The sequence below is a fragment of the Bacillus sp. FSL W8-0629 genome (genome assembly GCF_038593225.1).
In the GTDB taxonomy this organism is placed as follows: domain Bacteria; phylum Bacillota; class Bacilli; order Bacillales; family Bacillaceae; genus Bacillus; species Bacillus altitudinis.
Map to the genome: position 1 here is coordinate 1006832 of NZ_CP151975.1, position 16901 is coordinate 1023732.

22 protein-coding genes are annotated in these 16901 nt (G+C 40.3%); 10 read left to right on the forward strand and 12 right to left on the reverse strand.

Annotated elements, in window-relative coordinates:
• Positions 1 to 45 precede the first annotated feature (45 nt).
• Positions 46 to 1320: a SidA/IucD/PvdA family monooxygenase gene (locus NSQ17_RS05085; RefSeq protein WP_342467917.1), complete on the forward strand. Its 1275-nt coding sequence runs from the start codon at positions 46 to 48 to the stop codon at positions 1318 to 1320.
• A gap of 38 nt (positions 1321 to 1358) precedes the next feature.
• Here NSQ17_RS05085 and NSQ17_RS05090 read toward each other — a convergent pair whose 3' ends face one another.
• From NSQ17_RS05090 to NSQ17_RS05100, 3 genes are all read right to left on the reverse strand, one after another.
• Positions 1359 to 2582 carry a cation:proton antiporter gene (locus NSQ17_RS05090; protein ID WP_007497140.1) on the reverse strand — a complete coding sequence of 408 codons (1224 nt, stop codon included), beginning with the start codon at positions 2580 to 2582 and terminating at the stop codon, positions 1359 to 1361.
• A 3-nt stretch (positions 2583 to 2585) separates the two neighbouring features.
• Positions 2586 to 3083: a cation:proton antiporter regulatory subunit gene (locus NSQ17_RS05095; RefSeq protein ID WP_017366937.1), complete on the reverse strand. Its 498-nt coding sequence runs from the start codon at positions 3081 to 3083 to the stop codon at positions 2586 to 2588.
• Positions 3084 to 3147: 64 nt separating this feature from the next.
• Entirely contained in the window at positions 3148 to 3474 is a 327-nt protein-coding gene (locus tag NSQ17_RS05100) for a potassium:proton antiporter (RefSeq protein WP_342467918.1), read from the reverse strand.
• A gap of 135 nt (positions 3475 to 3609) precedes the next feature.
• Here NSQ17_RS05100 and NSQ17_RS05105 point away from each other — a divergent pair, with 135 nt between their 5' ends.
• Positions 3610 to 4425, forward strand: a complete 816-nt coding sequence (locus tag NSQ17_RS05105) for an enoyl-CoA hydratase (RefSeq protein ID WP_080673864.1) — start codon at positions 3610 to 3612, stop codon at positions 4423 to 4425.
• 35 nt (positions 4426 to 4460) lie between these two features.
• Here NSQ17_RS05105 and NSQ17_RS05110 read toward each other — a convergent pair whose 3' ends face one another.
• The gene (locus NSQ17_RS05110; RefSeq protein ID WP_024719988.1) at positions 4461 to 4649 is read right to left on the reverse strand and encodes a YhzD family protein; all 189 of its coding nucleotides are present in this window, start codon (positions 4647 to 4649) and stop codon (positions 4461 to 4463) included.
• A 173-nt stretch (positions 4650 to 4822) separates the two neighbouring features.
• Here NSQ17_RS05110 and NSQ17_RS05115 point away from each other — a divergent pair, with 173 nt between their 5' ends.
• The 4 genes from NSQ17_RS05115 to NSQ17_RS05130 all read left to right on the forward strand — a co-directional run bounded on the left by NSQ17_RS05115 (position 4823) and on the right by NSQ17_RS05130 (position 10195).
• Positions 4823 to 6037 (forward strand): DNA repair exonuclease, encoded by a 1215-nt coding sequence (locus tag NSQ17_RS05115; RefSeq protein WP_327878699.1) that lies wholly within the window; start codon positions 4823 to 4825, stop codon positions 6035 to 6037.
• 16 nt (positions 6038 to 6053) lie between these two features.
• Positions 6054 to 8840 (forward strand): AAA family ATPase, encoded by a 2787-nt coding sequence (locus NSQ17_RS05120; protein WP_342468085.1) that lies wholly within the window; start codon positions 6054 to 6056, stop codon positions 8838 to 8840.
• A 62-nt stretch (positions 8841 to 8902) separates the two neighbouring features.
• Positions 8903 to 9856 carry a 3'-5' exoribonuclease YhaM gene (gene yhaM, locus NSQ17_RS05125; protein WP_007497151.1) on the forward strand — a complete coding sequence of 318 codons (954 nt, stop codon included), beginning with the start codon at positions 8903 to 8905 and terminating at the stop codon, positions 9854 to 9856.
• Between the two features lie 108 nt (positions 9857 to 9964).
• The gene (locus NSQ17_RS05130; RefSeq protein ID WP_017360318.1) at positions 9965 to 10195 is read left to right on the forward strand and encodes a sporulation YhaL family protein; all 231 of its coding nucleotides are present in this window, start codon (positions 9965 to 9967) and stop codon (positions 10193 to 10195) included.
• A 55-nt stretch (positions 10196 to 10250) separates the two neighbouring features.
• Here the strand turns inward: NSQ17_RS05130 and NSQ17_RS05135 are convergent, their stop codons facing one another.
• Positions 10251 to 11126: a peptidylprolyl isomerase gene (locus NSQ17_RS05135; protein WP_024719991.1), complete on the reverse strand. Its 876-nt coding sequence runs from the start codon at positions 11124 to 11126 to the stop codon at positions 10251 to 10253.
• Positions 11127 to 11287: 161 nt separating this feature from the next.
• Between NSQ17_RS05135 and NSQ17_RS05140 the strand changes: the two genes are divergently transcribed.
• Both NSQ17_RS05140 and NSQ17_RS05145 read left to right on the forward strand, forming a co-directional pair.
• Positions 11288 to 11374, forward strand: a complete 87-nt coding sequence (locus NSQ17_RS05140) for a YjcZ family sporulation protein (protein ID WP_008361129.1) — start codon at positions 11288 to 11290, stop codon at positions 11372 to 11374.
• 145 nt (positions 11375 to 11519) lie between these two features.
• Entirely contained in the window at positions 11520 to 11609 is a 90-nt protein-coding gene (locus tag NSQ17_RS05145) for a YjcZ family sporulation protein (RefSeq protein WP_017360317.1), read from the forward strand.
• 53 nt (positions 11610 to 11662) lie between these two features.
• Here the strand turns inward: NSQ17_RS05145 and NSQ17_RS05150 are convergent, their stop codons facing one another.
• Both NSQ17_RS05150 and NSQ17_RS05155 read right to left on the reverse strand, forming a co-directional pair.
• Entirely contained in the window at positions 11663 to 11848 is a 186-nt protein-coding gene (locus tag NSQ17_RS05150) for a hypothetical protein (RefSeq protein ID WP_072368131.1), read from the reverse strand.
• 82 nt (positions 11849 to 11930) lie between these two features.
• Positions 11931 to 12449, reverse strand: coding sequence for a DUF3267 domain-containing protein (locus NSQ17_RS05155; RefSeq protein WP_008348895.1), 519 nt, complete (start codon positions 12447 to 12449; stop codon positions 11931 to 11933).
• A gap of 234 nt (positions 12450 to 12683) precedes the next feature.
• Between NSQ17_RS05155 and NSQ17_RS05160 the strand changes: the two genes are divergently transcribed.
• Positions 12684 to 13028: a YhaI family protein gene (locus NSQ17_RS05160; RefSeq protein ID WP_007497157.1), complete on the forward strand. Its 345-nt coding sequence runs from the start codon at positions 12684 to 12686 to the stop codon at positions 13026 to 13028.
• On the opposite strand, the gene NSQ17_RS05165 is transcribed toward NSQ17_RS05160, so the two are convergent.
• Positions 13006 to 13620 (reverse strand): HTH-type transcriptional regulator Hpr, encoded by a 615-nt coding sequence (locus NSQ17_RS05165; RefSeq protein ID WP_008348891.1) that lies wholly within the window; start codon positions 13618 to 13620, stop codon positions 13006 to 13008. The two genes, NSQ17_RS05160 and NSQ17_RS05165, sit on opposite strands and share 23 nt — an antisense overlap.
• A gap of 187 nt (positions 13621 to 13807) precedes the next feature.
• Positions 13808 to 14164, reverse strand: a complete 357-nt coding sequence (locus tag NSQ17_RS05170; protein WP_007497160.1) for a YtxH domain-containing protein — start codon at positions 14162 to 14164, stop codon at positions 13808 to 13810.
• Positions 14165 to 14292: 128 nt separating this feature from the next.
• Here NSQ17_RS05170 and NSQ17_RS05175 point away from each other — a divergent pair, with 128 nt between their 5' ends.
• On the forward strand, positions 14293 to 14484 hold the full coding sequence (locus NSQ17_RS05175) for a hypothetical protein (RefSeq protein ID WP_008348888.1): 192 nt from the start codon (positions 14293 to 14295) through the stop codon (positions 14482 to 14484).
• Positions 14485 to 14539: 55 nt separating this feature from the next.
• Here the strand turns inward: NSQ17_RS05175 and NSQ17_RS05180 are convergent, their stop codons facing one another.
• The 3 genes from NSQ17_RS05180 to NSQ17_RS05190 all read right to left on the reverse strand — a co-directional run bounded on the left by NSQ17_RS05180 (position 14540) and on the right by NSQ17_RS05190 (position 16850).
• Positions 14540 to 15058: a tryptophan transporter gene (locus NSQ17_RS05180; protein ID WP_342467919.1), complete on the reverse strand. Its 519-nt coding sequence runs from the start codon at positions 15056 to 15058 to the stop codon at positions 14540 to 14542.
• 125 nt (positions 15059 to 15183) lie between these two features.
• A complete protein-coding gene (gene serC / locus NSQ17_RS05185) occupies positions 15184 to 16263 on the reverse strand; it encodes a 3-phosphoserine/phosphohydroxythreonine transaminase (RefSeq protein ID WP_039167563.1) in 1080 nt (359 codons plus the stop codon).
• A 158-nt stretch (positions 16264 to 16421) separates the two neighbouring features.
• Positions 16422 to 16850, reverse strand: coding sequence for an HIT family protein (locus tag NSQ17_RS05190; protein WP_039167561.1), 429 nt, complete (start codon positions 16848 to 16850; stop codon positions 16422 to 16424).
• Positions 16851 to 16901: the final 51 nt, after the last annotated feature.

Genomic DNA, 16901 nt, shown 5'->3' on the forward strand with positions numbered 1-16901 from the left:
TGTAAAAGGGTATATAGGGGGTAAAAAGGTAAAGCAGGTGTACATATGATGGATGTGATCGGAATTGGGATTGGGCCAGCAAATTTAGGATTGGCCGCTTTATTAGAGGAGTATGAAGATGTGACATGCTGTTTTTTTGAACAGGAAACCGAATTTGCTTGGCATCCTGGTATGCTCATCAAAGGAACGGACTTACAAGTTTCCTTTCTAGCGGACCTTGTGACAATGGCTAATCCAAGGAGCAAGTATACATTTTTAAATTATTTACATGAATCAAACAGGCTTCACCGATTTTATACATTTGAACAATTTGATATCCCCCGGAGAGAATTCAATGAGTATTTATCATGGGTTGCAGGTGAATTAGATAGCTGTCAGTTCGGGATGAAGGTGGAAGAAGTGACCGACTGTGAAGACGGGTATCTTGTAAAAGTTCGGCGGTTGAAAGATGGGGCGCTTTCTGAATATCGTGCAAAGCATGTCGTCCTTGGAACGGGAAGCAAGCCGATGGTCCCTGTCGATGTGCCAGAAGCTGCGTTGCCGCATGTGACCCATAGCAGTCGTTATGTAGATCAACAAAAAGAACTTCATGAAACTGAAACGGTGGCGGTGATTGGTTCAGGTCAGAGTGCAGCTGAAATTTTCTTAGACCTGCTTCAGCATCAGAAGAAAGGACAGCAGCTTTCGTGGTTTACACGTTCAAGTGAATTTAGAGAACTAGAGACAGCGGAGCTTGGTCAGGAGCTATTTACACCTAAGTATGTTGAATATTTTCATTCCCTTCCTTATGAAGAACGAATGAACACATTGCCTAGACTGGCAGGATTAAGGAATGGCATAGATGCATCGACGCTTTCTCGTATTTATCAGGAATTGTACCATCGCTCCGTTTCAGGAGAAGAGCCTTCTGTACTCATTCAGCCAATGACTGAGCTTGAAGCGATACATATGGAGGATGAGCAGCAGTTAGAGCTGCATTTGAAACAATGGCAGCTCAAGAAAGAAAAGAAAATGACAGCCGATCATGTGGTATTGGCTACAGGATATACGCCTAATATTCCGGAATGGTTTAGCGCATATGAACCATTGATTGAATGGGAAAGCGATGAGCATTTTAAAGTGACAGACGACTTCAGGCTTGTGTTTAAAGACAAACGGTCTCATCATTTCTTTACATTCACGAACCTCGATCACTCTCATGGAACAGCGGCGACCAATTTAAAACTATCGATCTACCGCAATCAGAAAGTCATCCGAACCATTCGCGGGGATACGAAAGAACAAGTGAAGCAAGAAACAGCATTTCAGCAATTTGAATAGATATAAAAAAAGGGCCCCCAGCACTGGGCCCTTTTCAATTAAATGGTTGTTTCTCTTTTTACTTTTGGTTTTTCAGTTTTCCATTTGAAGATTTTGTTTAGGATTTGATAGATACGCTTTGATTCTTTCGTCACTAGCGGTCCTAAAATCGCAAGGATTAATACATATAATGCAGCAAATGGCTTCAATGTAGCGGCAAGCCCGCCTGCAATCCCAAGTTCGGCTACAATGATGGAAAACTCTCCTCTTGATACGATGGTTAATCCAATATTAGAAGAAGCTTTATGAGAGAAACCGGCTCTTCTTCCAGCAAACATCCCGGCGGTGAAGTTCCCAATTAAGGTGAGAATGACAGCGCCGATCGCAAGCCAGAAGGCATCTCCTAATGTAAATGGATCAATACTCAATCCGAAGCTGAAGAAGAACATGGCGCCAAAGAAATCTCTAAAAGGAACAACGAGATGTTCAATGCGGTCTGAGTGCTCTGTTTCTGAAAACACAAGACCGAGTAAGAGAGCGCCAATGGCCTCTGCGACATGAATCGTCTCTGAAAAACCAGCCACGAAGAACAAAGCGGCAAAAATGACAATGATAAATACTTCATTTGAACGGATATCGAATAGTTTGTTTAATAGTTTTGGTAGCTTACGTGCGATGATAAAGAAAATCATCATGTAACCAAAAGCGATTAAAATAGATAATAAGGCACCGCCAACGGACGTGGCATCTCCAAGGACAAGACCGGATACGACAGATAAATAGACGGCGAGAAAAATATCCTCAAACATAATAATCCCAAGAATTAACTCTGTTTCAGGGTTCGCTGTCCGTTTTAAATCGACAAGGACTTTGGCGACAATGGCGCTGGATGAAATGGTGATAACGCCTGCCATAATGAGGACTTCAAGGAATCCAAAGCCTGTGATAAACCCATAAAGCAATCCTAAGCTAAAGTTGATCAAAATATAAATAGATCCGCCGACTGCAATGGATTTACCCGATTTTATGAGTTTGCCGACAGAGAACTCAAGCCCAAGGTAGAATAGAAGGAACAGGACACCCATTCTACCAAAAAACGAAATAATCTCGGTGCTCTCGATAAACTTCAAATCAATGATCCCGATGGTTGGTGCATGCGGACCAACAATCATCCCGAGGACAATGAGAAAAGGAATGATAGAAAATTTAATTTTATTGGCGATTAAGCTGGCAATGGCGATGAGAATAAGCGCCGTTCCAACTTCAAAGACTAAATGATCCATTCATCACTCTCCCCCTCTAGAAAGAAAATCACGTATCAATCGCTTCAAGTGTTTTCTTTCGCCTGAAATGACCATCGTATCATTTGCTTGAATAATCGAATCGGCACCGGGGTTGAGTAATTTTTCATTTGTATGTTTAATGATCGCAATGACGGTGACTTCATAATTTTGTCTCACATCTAAATCGCCGAGTGTATGTCCAACCGCTTTTGCGTCTTTTTCTACCTTAAACCATTCAATGATCAAATCATTGAACGCCATTTCAATCGTTTCAAGTGCTTGCGGCTTATACACCATACCGCCAATAATGGCAGCAATTTGCCGGGCTTCAGCATCATCGAGAGAAATGGTGGACAGTACTTCATCTGGATCTTCATCGTCGAAACGATAAATCTCCCGTCTGCCATCATCATGAATCACAATCGTCATCTTTTCTCTATTTCTCGTTTCAATTTCAAATTTCTTTCCAATCCCAGGAAGATCATTTTCTTTAATGTTCATTTTATCCCTCCGAATATGATAGGTTTTGTTTTTCATATAGTGAGTACGGATGAAATAAAATGAATCAGTCGAGGTAATTTGATTGGTACATAATGGGGATTGCACACTTCATTTCTAAAAAACATAAATCAATAGATAACGCTGTGGTTGATGCAAGCTTTACAAGAAAAGCTTTTGAAGCGCCCATTGATAACCTCTGTTTTAACAGAAGAGATGATGCATGTTTTTTTGAAAATGGAGGTGTCTTCACAGCGTTGATTTCTTCATCATAAATCGATGGAGAAATCAGGCTTGGTGTGCTCGCTTCTGCTTGTGAAGCAAAAACGACATTTGAAAAGGGAGAAAACATGACGATGCAGCTAATCAATATACATATGGAACTTCTTATCAATCATTCTCCCCCTTTCATATGATGTTTTATTTCTTATTTTACTATATAAAAATATATTTCTCGTTTCAACAATTATGCTTATTTTAGTATCAGTTGATCTTGAAATTTTTTATGTAGAGGAAAAGGAATTGCTTGATGGAAATTGAAGTAAGTCATGAGTTTGAAAAGAAAGAGGGGGAATGGATGATGACATATATCAATTGTCAGGTAGACGGGGATATTTTTGAAATCGTTTTCAATAGACCTGAAGCGTATAATTCGTTTCATGTTGACATGTTTGCTGAATTGAAGGAAGCGTGTGATACAGCGAGTGAGAGCAGTGCGAAAATTGTTGTTCTTAAGGGGATGGGCAAAGGGTTTTCAGCAGGCGGAGATATTGGCATGATGCTAAAGCAAGATCGTGAAGAAGATTTTCATCGCGTGATGGATTTGATCGAGGGAATTACACTTTCTTTAGCCAGTATGAAAAAAGTGACGATTGCACTTGTCCACGGGGCAGCGGCTGGTCTTGCTTTTAGCTTTGCCCTTAGCTGTGACTATTTGTTTATGCATCAAGATGCTAAACTTGCCATGAACTTTAATGGAATCGGGTTAATCCCAGATGGCGGAGGGCATTTTTTCCTCACCAAAAGAGTTAGTGAACAAACCGCTAAACAATTGATTTGGAGCGGACAAAAGCTGCCGGCTGAAGAAGCGCTCAAGCTTCGCCTTGCAGACGGCGTGTTTCAAGATGAGGTGGATACGTATCAAAAAGCGTGCGTCAAGCCATTTTTAAATATGCCGCTTCAAGCCTTTGTTGAAACAAAGATGATTTATTTTCAGCAGTCAGAATCACAGCTGTTAGCCGTTCTTCAAAAAGAGCGTGCTGCACAAGCTAGACTGAGACAAAGCCGTGATCATCAGGAGGGTGTTCAAGCGTTTTTGGAAAAAAGACGTCCTGTGTTTCATTAAATAGAAGAATGAATGGCCGGCGGATGCCGGCTTTTTTAACGTTCAAATAAAAGAAGTTTACCTGCATCATTTACGAGCCGGTGAGAATGCTTTGTGTATTGTTGTTCGATTAAACGATGACGTCCTAATTCTTTTGCTTTTTCATCACTATCTGTGGTGATTTTTTCGTTTAATAAGGTTTCACCTGACGAATCAAATACAGTCAAATAGTAGGTTTTCTCCATCTCTGATCTTCCCTTTCTTCTTGTTTTTTAATGAATTATACAAGGAGGAAGTTAAAACCTCTTTTTTCACCCCTAAAAATGTGTTTTTTAGAATGAGAGCGATAGAACGTGCATTCGTAAAAACGGCGTGATAAAATATGGACAACTACAGTAACGTACAAGGAGATAGACGTTTGACGAAGCTCACTTTTATTCATGCCGCAGATCTTCATTTAGATAGTCCGTTTGCGGGAATGTCCAATATACCGAACCGAATTTTTAAGAGGTTGAAAGAAAGTACATTTCAAAGTGCCAAGAACATGTTTGAACTTGCAATTGATCGAGAAGTAGACTTTATGCTGCTGAGCGGAGATATATTTGACGAATCGAATCGCAGCCTAAAAGCACAGCTTTTTTTAAGAAATCAGTTTCTTCAGCTACAATCACACGGGATTGAAGTGTTTATTATTTATGGTAATCATGATCATTTAGGTGGTGAATGGACACCAATTGAGTGGCCAGAGAATGTTCACGTTTTTTTGAGCAGTACGCCAAGTGAGCAAGCCTTTTATAGAGAAGGTCAGCTTGTGGCAAGTATTTACGGGTTCAGCTACAAAGAGCGAGCTGTCCATGAAAATATGACACCTTATTATGAAAAAACAACAAATGCCCCCTATCATATTGCAATGCTTCACGGCACTTTAGCAGGTCAAGAAGGGCATGATGCGTATGCACCATTTCAGCTACAGCAGCTTCTAGCGCGGGATTTTGATTATTGGGCGCTTGGACATATTCATAAGCGGGCTCTTCTGCATGAAGACCCAATGGTGATCTATCCTGGAAACGTGCAAGGAAGACATATAAAAGAAACAGGAGAGAAAGGCTGTTATGTCGTTTACCTATCTGAAGATGCTCAAAGAGCGGAGTTTATGAGCTGTTCAGATGTCATTTTTGAGACATTGACAATAGATATCACACATACCGCTCATATGACCGATCTTGTGATACTTGTGGACAAAAAGATGAGTGGACTGAAAGAGAGAGGTGTTCCTCATTTTGTGAAAATCGAACTAACTGGCGATGCTCCTGCTTATATGGAGCTCACGCAGCTTGAAGTGCTTGAGGAGCTGATGGCTGTTCTTCATGAACAGGAGGAAGATGAAGACTTGTTTGTTTGGGTGATGTCGATTGACTGCCGGACACATGAAGATGCCGTCTATCTAGAAGATTCTTTTTTGACAGAACTAACAGCAGAAATTGCCGAGTTTGATGCGTATGATGAGCTGCTTTCACCGATCAAGCGTCATCCAACCTATAGAAAGGCAGGAAGAGCTTTTACAAAAGAGGACGAGATCGATATTAAAGAAGAGGCACAAAGGCTGCTGGCAGAACAGCTGAAGCATTTATGAGAAAAGGAGAGGTATGATGAAAATACGTTCACTCCATATTGCGAATTTCGGGAAATTTTCCAATCAAACCTTCCACTTTTCTGATGACGGTTTTCAGTTAGTTTATGGCCTGAATGAATCGGGGAAAACGACATTGAAGGCGTTTATTGAATCGATGTTATTTGGTTTTTCCAAAAGCCATATGTATAAGCCAAAGCATGGCTCATTTTATGGCGGGTCTCTTACATGTTTTGATGAGGAATTAGGTGTGATTCATATTGAAAGAACATCTGATCATGGCGGCCAAGCTCAGGTGTTGCTGCCAAATGGTGAAGTGAAAGATGAAGCGTTTCTACATGCGATGTTAAAGGGAACAGATCGCAGATTATACCAATCAATCTATTCTTTTGACGTGTTTGGTCTGCAAAATGTACAAGCATTAAATCAAGATCAAATAGGGGAATTTCTACTCTTTTCAAGTTTGTTTGGCTCAGATGCGGCATCCAAAATGGACAGCAGGCTGCTAAAACAGCAGGAGCAGCTTTTTAAACCGAATGGACGTAAGCCTGAATTAAATCAGCAGCTTGATCATGTAAAAGAGCTGTCAGGTAAGTTGAAACAGGCCAAATTGGTAGAAAGTCGTTATACCGAAAAGAAAAAAGAACAAGCTGAATTAACCGAGAAGGTAGAAATGCTTCGGCATGAAATGAGACAGACTGAAGAAGAGATTCAGCTTTTGACGGAACATATTCGACTTTATCCTATGATAGAAAACAAGATAGAGTTAAAAAAAGATTTGGCTAGTTATCCTGAACGAGTCAAACGGTTTAGACCGGAAACCGCGCATGAACTTGATAAATTAGAATCACACCTTCACCCAAAAAAGGCGCAAGTGACGGCACTGAAACAAAAATTAGATCATTTGCAAACGTCGCTCACGCAAATTCAGCCACTCTATGACAAGGATACGGTATTGGAGATGAAGCGAGTCATAGCTGAATCATCGGATGCTGAACTTGTGAAGAAACGCTTAGCAGCAGGGAAAACAGAGCAGAATTCTTTGAAACAAAAAATAGAAGAAGCATCAGCGAAGCTGAAGTGGCATCGTCCAATCAAGCTTGACCAGCTGGATGATTCACTTGACTTTGAGTGGGAATTAAAAGAGGCTGTGAGCCAATACGTTCGTTTAATGGATAGGAAAACGCAGCTCGATGACCGGTTTGATCATGCAAGACATGAGCTGGAAGAAGCGGAAACCGCTCTAAAAGGATTAAAGGAGCAGCCCGTTAAACAGCAAGATGCAGAAGATGTCAGGGGCACAAGGGCTACAGTGAAACAGAATCATTCCAGAGTGTGGTTATTCCCGCTGATGTTCGTGCTATGTGCTGTCATTCTCACGGTCTTATTCGTTTTAGCAGAGAGCTGGGTGACGTTACTGTTTGCAGGATTTTCCGTATTTATCTTGATCGCTATTTATCCAGTGCTTAAACAGACTCAGATGAAGGAAGCAAACGACAGTAACGCCTATCATTCCTTTCAAGTTCAAACAGCTTCAGCTGAAACGCTAGTGAAGCAAAAGGAGCTTTTATACGAAAGAATGATACAGCAATATGAAGACTGGGAGCGGGAACTGGAACCTGTACAGCAACAAGTAGAAGATATGAGAAGGCAGCTGGGTTTGTCCTCAGAGCTCTCATTCCTTGTGGAAGCTTTCCATATCTTGAAACAATTAAAAGCGAATACAGCGGCATATGAGGCGCTTAACAAGGAAATAGAGATGCTCACACAGCAGCAATCGACCTACGAGCAAAGAGTTTCAGCGCTCATGAGTCTCCTTCAAAGAAAAGAAGGGACCATTCAAGAGAATATCTCAGCCTTTCAAGAGATATTGAAAGATGAGGAAAAAAGAGAAAAAGAACGTCAGACATTGCACGTATCCATTCAACATGTAGAGCAGCAGCTGACAACATTAGAAGGAGAAGTTCAATATTATGAAAAACAAACGGACGAGCTTTTTCGAAAAGTAGAAGCAGCGTCAAAAGAAGATTATCATGTCCTATCTCATCTATCCAAAGAATACCGGGAGCGGCTGTACAATTTGCAGCAGCTGAACCAAGAGCTGCACAAAAGCGGTTATATAGATGAGGAAGAGGTCATTGTCCGTAAAGGTTTACGCACCCTTGAGGAGCAGTGTGCACAAGCAAAAAGACATCTGAATGACATGCAAGAGAATGTGACGAATATGAAAAAACGCTTGGCAGAATTAGCAGTAGAAATACGCCAAATAGAAGCATCAGGTACAGTGTCTGATTTGACTCATCAGCTTGCTGTAGAGCAGGAGCAGGCAAAGCATCTAGCGAAAAAATGGGCGGCTATACAGCTCGTTCGTTCCGTCATTCGAGAGAAACTCAATGAGCATAAAGAAACGAGGCTACCAGCACTCCTCCAAACAGCTTCCCGATTTATTCAGCCGTTAACGAATGATCGATATGAAGTGATTTTATTTTCTGCCGAAGATGACCGGCTGATTGTGAAACGGAGGGATGGACGCCTATTCCGCCCGGAGGAGCTTTCACAAGCAACATGTGAACAAATTTATCTCTCGATTCGTTTTGCACTTGCTTTGTCCCACCAGCAAGATTGTCAGCTCCCATTTATGATGGATGACAGTTTCGTTCACTTTGATCATGTCCGTCTAGACAGGGTGCTGGAGCTGATGAGTGAACTCACTCGTTTTGAAACACAGCTGTTTTATTTCACTTGTCATCATTATATGAAACAAGCAGCGGAAGACGGGCAGATTACGAGCTTAGCAGTGGAATGATTGACAAATTATGACTTGTGTTATACTTATATGAGCAGAAACATGGAAGGAGCATTTATTGAATGGCTAAAGGGATCATGACCTATGACGTCGGCGAACAAGTTGACCTGCATTTATTAATTAAATCATCTACTAAAGGGATTGCGAGTAATGGCAAACCATTTTTAACGTTAATTCTTCAAGATCAAAGTGGAGATATTGAGGCGAAGCTATGGGATGCAAAGCAGAATGATGAACTCACATATGCTGCGCAAACCATTGTGAAGGTAGTAGGTGATATTCATCATTATCGCGGAAGGAATCAGCTGAAGCTTAGGAATATACGTCCTGTTGCTGAAAACGAGCAAATCCGCATTGATGATTTTCTAGAAACAGCTCCTATTCCAAAGCACGATATGATGGATACCATCATGCAATATATTTTTGATATGAAAAACCCTAATATTCAGCGTGTCACAAGACATTTGCTGAAGAAATATGGACAGGAATTCGCTGATTACCCAGCAGCTACGAAAAACCATCACGAGTTTGTTTCGGGTCTTGCCTATCACGTGGTATCGATGCTTCATTTAGCGAAATCCATTGTTGATCTATACCCATCACTAGATCGAGATCTTTTATATTCAGGGATCATTCTACATGATTTAGGGAAAGTCAAAGAGCTTTCGGGTCCTGTCTCCACCACATATACAGTAGAAGGGAACTTAATTGGCCACATTTCTATTATGGTGACAGAAATTGCGAAAGCCGCAGAGGAGCTTGGCATTGATTCTGAGGAAATTCTGATTCTGCAGCATTTAGTGCTGAGTCATCATGGAAAAGGGGAGTGGGGCAGTCCTAAACCACCAATGGTGAAGGAAGCCGAAATTCTCCACTATATAGATAATTTAGATGCAAAAATGAACATGATGGATCGTGCGCTTGAGCATGTGAAGCCAGGAGAATATACAGAGCGTATTTTTGCACTAGAGAATCGTTCGTTTTATAAACCAACCTTTCACAATGAATCCTCATGATAAAACGCCCGTTTGATGCGGGCGTTTTTTTTCATAACTTGTCTTCTTTTCGCATAAGCATGTAACACAAAGGAAGAGAGATTAGTCCTGAAAAAGGAGGCGAAGACAATGTTATTTTTTCCATGGTGGGTATATGCATGTATCATTGGTATTATCTTTTGTGCCTATAAATTAATGACGACAGCCAAAGAGGAGCAAGAGATTGATCAATCCTTTATTGAAAAAGAGGGAGAAATCTTTATCGAACGAATGGAGCAGGAGAGAGAGCGTAGACGTCAAGGACAGCAAATGAAACGATCCCAGGAAACGGCGAAGCATGAGGACCATTCGATTGCATAATCAATAAGAATAAAAAAACCCCTCTACAAGTTCATGTAGAGGGGTTTTTCGTTCATTATTGGTTTGGTGTTTGTTGTGTGGTTTGCTCAGATTTTTCTTTGAATGTATTTTCAAGTTCTTTATCTTTTACTTTCACATCAGCATCTTTCACCAATTTGTTTAAGATCGTTTGAATTTCATTGTTGTCTGCTTGTTTTTGATCAAGCAGTTCTTTTTTCAAGTCTGCTTTCATGTCATCGTATTTACCGCGTTCTTCGGTCTTTTTAATGATATGGTAACCAAATTGAGATTTTACTGGTTTGCTGATTTCATTTACTTTTAGTTTGAAGGCAGCTTTACTGAAGTTCTCATCCATTTGGCCTTCTTTTGCGAACCAGCCTACGTCGCCGCCTTGTGCTGCTGAAGCAGTGTCAGTTGAATATTCAGATACAAGGTCATCCCACTTTTCGCCTTTATCTAATTTCTTTTCTACTTCATCTGCTGTTTTCTTGTCAGCAACTAAAATGTGGCTTGCGCGGATTTTCCCTTTTAGGTCATCGTAATACGCTTTTACTTCTTTGTCAGTGATTTTGATGTTAGCTTTGGCAGCCTTTTGAGTCAGCAGCTCATATTTTACTTGATCTTTGATGTAATCTTTTCCGAATTCATCTTGAAGTTGTTTTAAACGATCTTCACCAAGTGTCTTTTTATATTCTTCCAATTTCTTATCAATTTCTTTATCTGATACTTTGTATTTGTCAGCAAGAACCTTTTGTTGAACAAGTAGGTTTAAAGCATCTCCACCTGCTTGTTTCTTAAGTGTTGTATAAAGCTCTTCTTTTGTGACATCTCCTGATTTTGTTGTTGCGATCACTTCTTTGTCACCGCTACTGCATGCGCCAAGAGTTAAAACACTTACTGCTGTTACAGCTGCTAAAGCCATTTTTTTCATTCAAAAAACACTCCTAATCTTTCCAATTTATTTATCATTGCTTGTATCATAACATATTGTGACATGCTGTAAAAAGAAATGCAAATGGGAGGGCATTCGTCTAGTCAAATTTTTGCGACCAACATACACATATATTGATCACAAAAAGGAGGCTGAATTATATGGGAGCAGGATATTCTAATGGGTTTGCTTTATTGGTCGTGCTATTCATTTTGCTGATCATCGTTGGTGCAGCATATCTTTATTAATTAAATCGCTGTGACAGAAAGGAGCCGTCCTGCCATGCGTGCGGGCGGTTCTTTTTTAAAACGATGACAAGTGCCTAAACGTTTTAAAATTTTCTGCATACACTGAGCTTAGAACAGAGGAAGAACTGGCAGGAGGTGTTTTCACATGGGAGGAGAAGTCTTTGCTGGCGGTTTTGCACTAGTCGTCGTATTATTTATCTTATTGATCATTATCGGTGCATCTTGGATTTGCTAATAGATCATCATACACAAAAAGCTGCCATCAAACAGGCAGCTTTTGCTTTGATCTTAAATAGATATGGTAATTTCAACAAATGATGAGATCAGTAAGATCAGTATCGATACATTGATAAAGCGAAACACCTTATCTTGCCGTTCTTCAGGAATCTCTCTGACAAGGCATAATGTATTAGTAAGCCTGTTTATTGAATACACAATAAACGCGGCAAAGACGATGAAGTAAAATAAAACTATCGGAGATCCCCCCTCTCTATGCTATTCCCATACTACATTACCAAATTTTTTATGAAAAAGATAGAAGTTGGCTTTAAAAACCTCATGATGAGGAAGTTGGGTCAACTAAAATATCAAACTCGTCTTGGGCTTGATCAATGATGCATGATTTTGGCGCTTTTAGCAGTTTCCAAGCAAATAAAAAGTCAGGCAAACAATAGCCTGCATGAATACTTGCGATCATGATAAAATAGTGTGCGTACATTGGAAATGCCATTCCTAAAACAAAGTAAACAGGTGAGATGACACAAAACGGGCTGAGCAGTGAGAAAAGCATCACTCTCTTAGGCACGCGCTGCCAGCAATTTCGTTTAAATAACGTCATTTTTTTCTTATGTTTCATGACTGGGATCAAGTGAACCACGCGGTGGACAAGCAATGTCGCAAGTAAAAGCACGATAAAAAGCGGTGCATTGTGACTGCTGAGCCTCGTTTCAGGATGAGTCAGTTGAAAACATAAAAATGCCATAATGAAAAAAAATACAGTCAGACATATGGCTGAAATCATCATTCTCGTATAACCATAATCCTTTTCAAGATTAATGGTCTTCCAACAATTCATTTTTCATCCTTCCAATCTCAAAAAAACTAATTGAATATCTCAAGATAATTTACTCTTCCTGAGGATAAAAATCAATGGTTTTCAAGAAAAAAAATAAATTGTTACATTCATATGGAATAAAGAGAGGAAACTTTGGGTTTTTCAAGAAAAAAAGACATAAGAGGGAGGTTCGTCTCTTTCGTCAATGAGTAATTTCGGCTAAAATAGAGTGACTAAGAGAAAGAGGGAACGTACATGAGTATTGAGGAACGAATGAGCCAGCTCGAATATTATATGGAACTGTTACTGACGGCGACAGATATGAGCCGTTATCCATATTATGCGCTATTGATCCGGCAGCGTGTATCGAAAGAAGAGGCAAAGGACATTGAGCGTATTTGTGCTGAGCTCTCAGATGAAATGGACAAGCAAAAAGCACAAGGCTACGTCATGTTCGACGATCTCCTTGCGCTGTTTGCGGGACAGTTAATTGAAAAGCTGGATGTTCATGAGACGATTTTTGCTTTGCATGATCAAGGGCTGTTTCAGCCGTTAATGAATGAATTTATAAAGATCATTAAACAATTTGATTTGCTTTAGCCGCTTTTTCCTCTGCTGAGTCTTCAAGTTCTTCAGGCTTTTTCGTGACTTTCCCACGTTCATTCAAAAAGTCCTTCTCAATGTTTGAAAACGATTTCTCAAAAATCTCCATGAAATCCTCACCATAAATGTTTCGGATAATACACATCATTTCTAAAATTTCAGGGAACTTTCCGTAAATGTCATGAAGCGGCTGTGCGCCTTTGACAATACCAGTTCGGGCCGGGTCGTAATCTTCGAGTAGTTTATGGAATGTCTCTTCGCCTTTTGGCGTTAGTTCAATATACGTATTGCGTTTATCGTTTAACTTTTTAGAAAATTTTAAAAATCCTCTTTCCTCTAATTTTTTAGAGAAGTTAAACGCCGTTGATACATGCATGACGCCAAACTTTGCAATTTCTGATATTGAAGCTCCTTTTAATTGATACGCAATCCACAAAATATGATGTTCATTGATATTTAGGTTATACGGTTTGATCCACTGCTGCCAGTCCTTTTCAATGGATTTCCAAAGAGCTTTGCTCAATTGGGCCATTCTTTGACTGAATAAAAGTGCTTCTTTTACATCGAAAGGCTGTTCCGAATGATTCATCCATTTCACCTACTTCTCTTTTTCTTGTAATTCTATTATGCCAATAAAATAAAGATTAATAAAGCTGAAAATTCAAGAATTTTTAAAAGTCATGAAAAACATTGACAAAATAACCTTTTTTCAACAAAAAAAGTGCGGGATACGCACCCCGCACACTTTTGTAAACGAATATTTTTTTGTGAGTATATTAGTTTTGTAAGGTTTTCTCCAGTTGTTTGAGCTTTTCCTCAATTTCCTGAATTTCCTTTTGTAAGTCCTGCTGATGAGGTTTGATTTCCTCGCGCCATTGCTGAATGGATGTTTGCAATTCAGTTCCGACCTCTTTAATGACCTCAGCACTTTCTTTTGCGGTTTCAACAATCTGCTCTTTTAAAGCTTGTCCATCTCTTTTTAATCTTGTCAGCGTATCTTCGAATTTGTCATAGCCGTCTTTCATCTTTCCGCGTACATCTCTGCCAGAAGAGGGAGTCGTCAGGAGCACTGCCGCACCTCCGAGGAGACCGCCTACAAATAATCCTGTTAATAAAGAACGTCCACTAGCCATTCCAATCACCTCTAGTCAAATTTTACACATTCGCATGTTCTCTCTGAGCTGACGATCAGCTTCATTGAACTTCCATACATAGCTTGCTTTATTTTAGCATACTTTTGAAGAAAAGGGAGGGGAGAAGGTTGTCTGTCTTTCTGTTCGTTTTTACGTGTATGTGTGTGATTTTCGCAGGTGGTTCTATTCATTATGTAAGGCAGCTTGGGTATGCAGGGTCTTATCCGCCAAAACATGTATTAAGACAAAAAGCAATTGTGTGTGCGGCAGGTGCAGGGATTTCGCTCTCCATTTTGCTACTTACCCTTTTTCTTTTATAGAAGCATGAAAGCATGAAAAAAACCTCTTCATCTAATGAAGAGGTTCAGTTATTCGTTAAGCGACTTCAATCATTCTTGCGCGCTTTAATATGGACTGAGCAATCGGGAAGACAAATACCATAGCTATCGTATTGATCACAGTTGCTGGCAGGACAACACCTACAAGAAGTGCTGGTAACGCAGCCGGCAGTCCAGTAATCAGTAAAGCGGCAGATAGGAAAATCACGCCCGATACGACGGTCCCAACAGCGGTGAGTACAGCGGTCAGAACGACTTTGTTCTTGATCTTCTGGCAAGATAAGAAAAGGGCTAAGAAGATAAAGGCTGTCACCGGTTTATCAATCATATTGGGAATTTGTCCGCCTGGAAAACCTGTTGTCAAAGCGGAAATGACCCCAGTAACTAGGGCGATCACAATGACATGCTGTACCTTCGGAAAAAGGATGATGCTTAAAAACATCATGACCAGCATCATATCAGGTTTCATTCCGAAAAAGATGGGCGGGAAAATCGTATGCAAAACAGCTCCCATTGCTGCAAGCAATGACATAATCACTAATTCTTTTGTTTTCATTTCTATGCTCTCCTCTGCTAAGCTCTTAGAACTCTCCAATAATATGGCTGATCATTTATTGCAAGAGTCATGACTTTATATTTCTCGTTATTATAACAAATTTATTTCACGATAGAAAAGCCTTTTTACTCATTTTCTTGCTGGAACTTTTTCATAAAGTCCGCAAGCTTTTGGCAGTCTTCTATAGAGACGGCGTTGTAAATCGAGGCTCTGCATCCGCCAACAGAACGATGGCCGGCGAGTCCAACCATTTGTTCTTGTTTTGCTTTCTCCACAAAGGATGCAGTGAGTGCATCATCACGAAGGGTAAACGTGACATTCATATGTGAACGGCTGTCAGCACGTGCATGTCCTTTGTAAAAACCGCCGCTTTGATCAATCGTATCATACAGAAGCGCTGCTTTTTGTTCATTGCGTTTTTCTGCTGCTTCTACACCGCCCGCCTGTTTCACATGCTCCAGGACAAGGGATAGCATATAAATCGCAAAAGTCGGTGGTGTGTGATAAAGAGAATTGGCTTTGGCATGTGTTGAATACTTTAAAATTTTAGGTGTGCCGCTTTTTTCTTTCTCTAATAAACGTTTGCGCGCGATCACAATCGTGATACCAGAAGGCCCTAGGTTTTTTTGTGCCCCGGCATAAATGAAATCAAATGAAGACACGTCTATTTTTTTGCTGAGAATATCACTGGACATGTCGGCAATAAGCGGGAGTGACGTGTTCGGGAACGTTTTCCACTGAGTACCGAAAATGGTATTGTTCGATGTGATGTGCAAGTAAGCACCGTCATTTAAAACGGAAGCATCTACATCTGGAATATACGAATAGTTGTCGTCTTCACTTGAGGCAAACACTGATGTTTCACCAAACCCATTTGCTTCTGACAAGGCTTTCTCTGACCAAGCACCTGTTTGGATGAAATGAGCCGTTTCGCCTTCATGTAAGAAGTTCATCGGAATCATTGCAAATTGAAGACTTGCCCCGCCTTGTAAAAAGAGGACCTCATAATCTTCTGGAATGTCCATCAATTCTACCAAGAGTGCTTTCGCTTTATTGTGGACTTCTTCATACTCACCGCTGCGATGAGAAAGTTCCATCACAGACATCCCGGTTTGTTTAAAATCAACAAGTTCTTCCTGTGCTTTTTGAAGCACTTCTAGCGGCAGCGCCGCCGGACCAGCATTAAAATTCGTCGTTCGCTTCATCACAATCTCTCCCTATTTCTCGCGTTAATGTATCAAAAGATAAAACCATCCTATCACAAATTTGAAGCATTTGGACAAAAAATTTGAATCGTCCTAAATATCTTACGATTCAGAGGATAAGCACAGAAAAGAAGTGAAAAAAAGAAAAACCTCATCAATTAAGATGAGGTAAGGCGCGTACGGATGGCAGAAGAAATGTCTTTTAAATCCTCTGATGTATATTGATCTTGGTGAGATTTCCATACGGCACCAAAGCCGTCGCCTTTGCCATAACGTGGAATGATGTGCATATGGTAATGGAACACAGATTGCCCGGCTTTTTCACCGTTGTTGTTTAGAAGGTTTAAACCAATTGGTTCAAATTCCTGTTTGATGGCTCTAGCGATTTTTGGAATCGCTTGGAAGTAATGATTAGACACTTCTGGTGTCATGTCATAAATGTTTTCTTTATGTATTTTCGGGATTACAAGGGTATGTCCTTTTGTTACTTGGCTGATATCAAGAAAAGCCAATACATGCTCGTCTTCATATACTTTTGCACATGGAATGTCTCCATCAATGATCTTGCAAAAAATGCAGTCGCTCACGCCATGTCACTCCTCATTATTTTTCCTTTATCGTATCACAAAAAGAAGCAA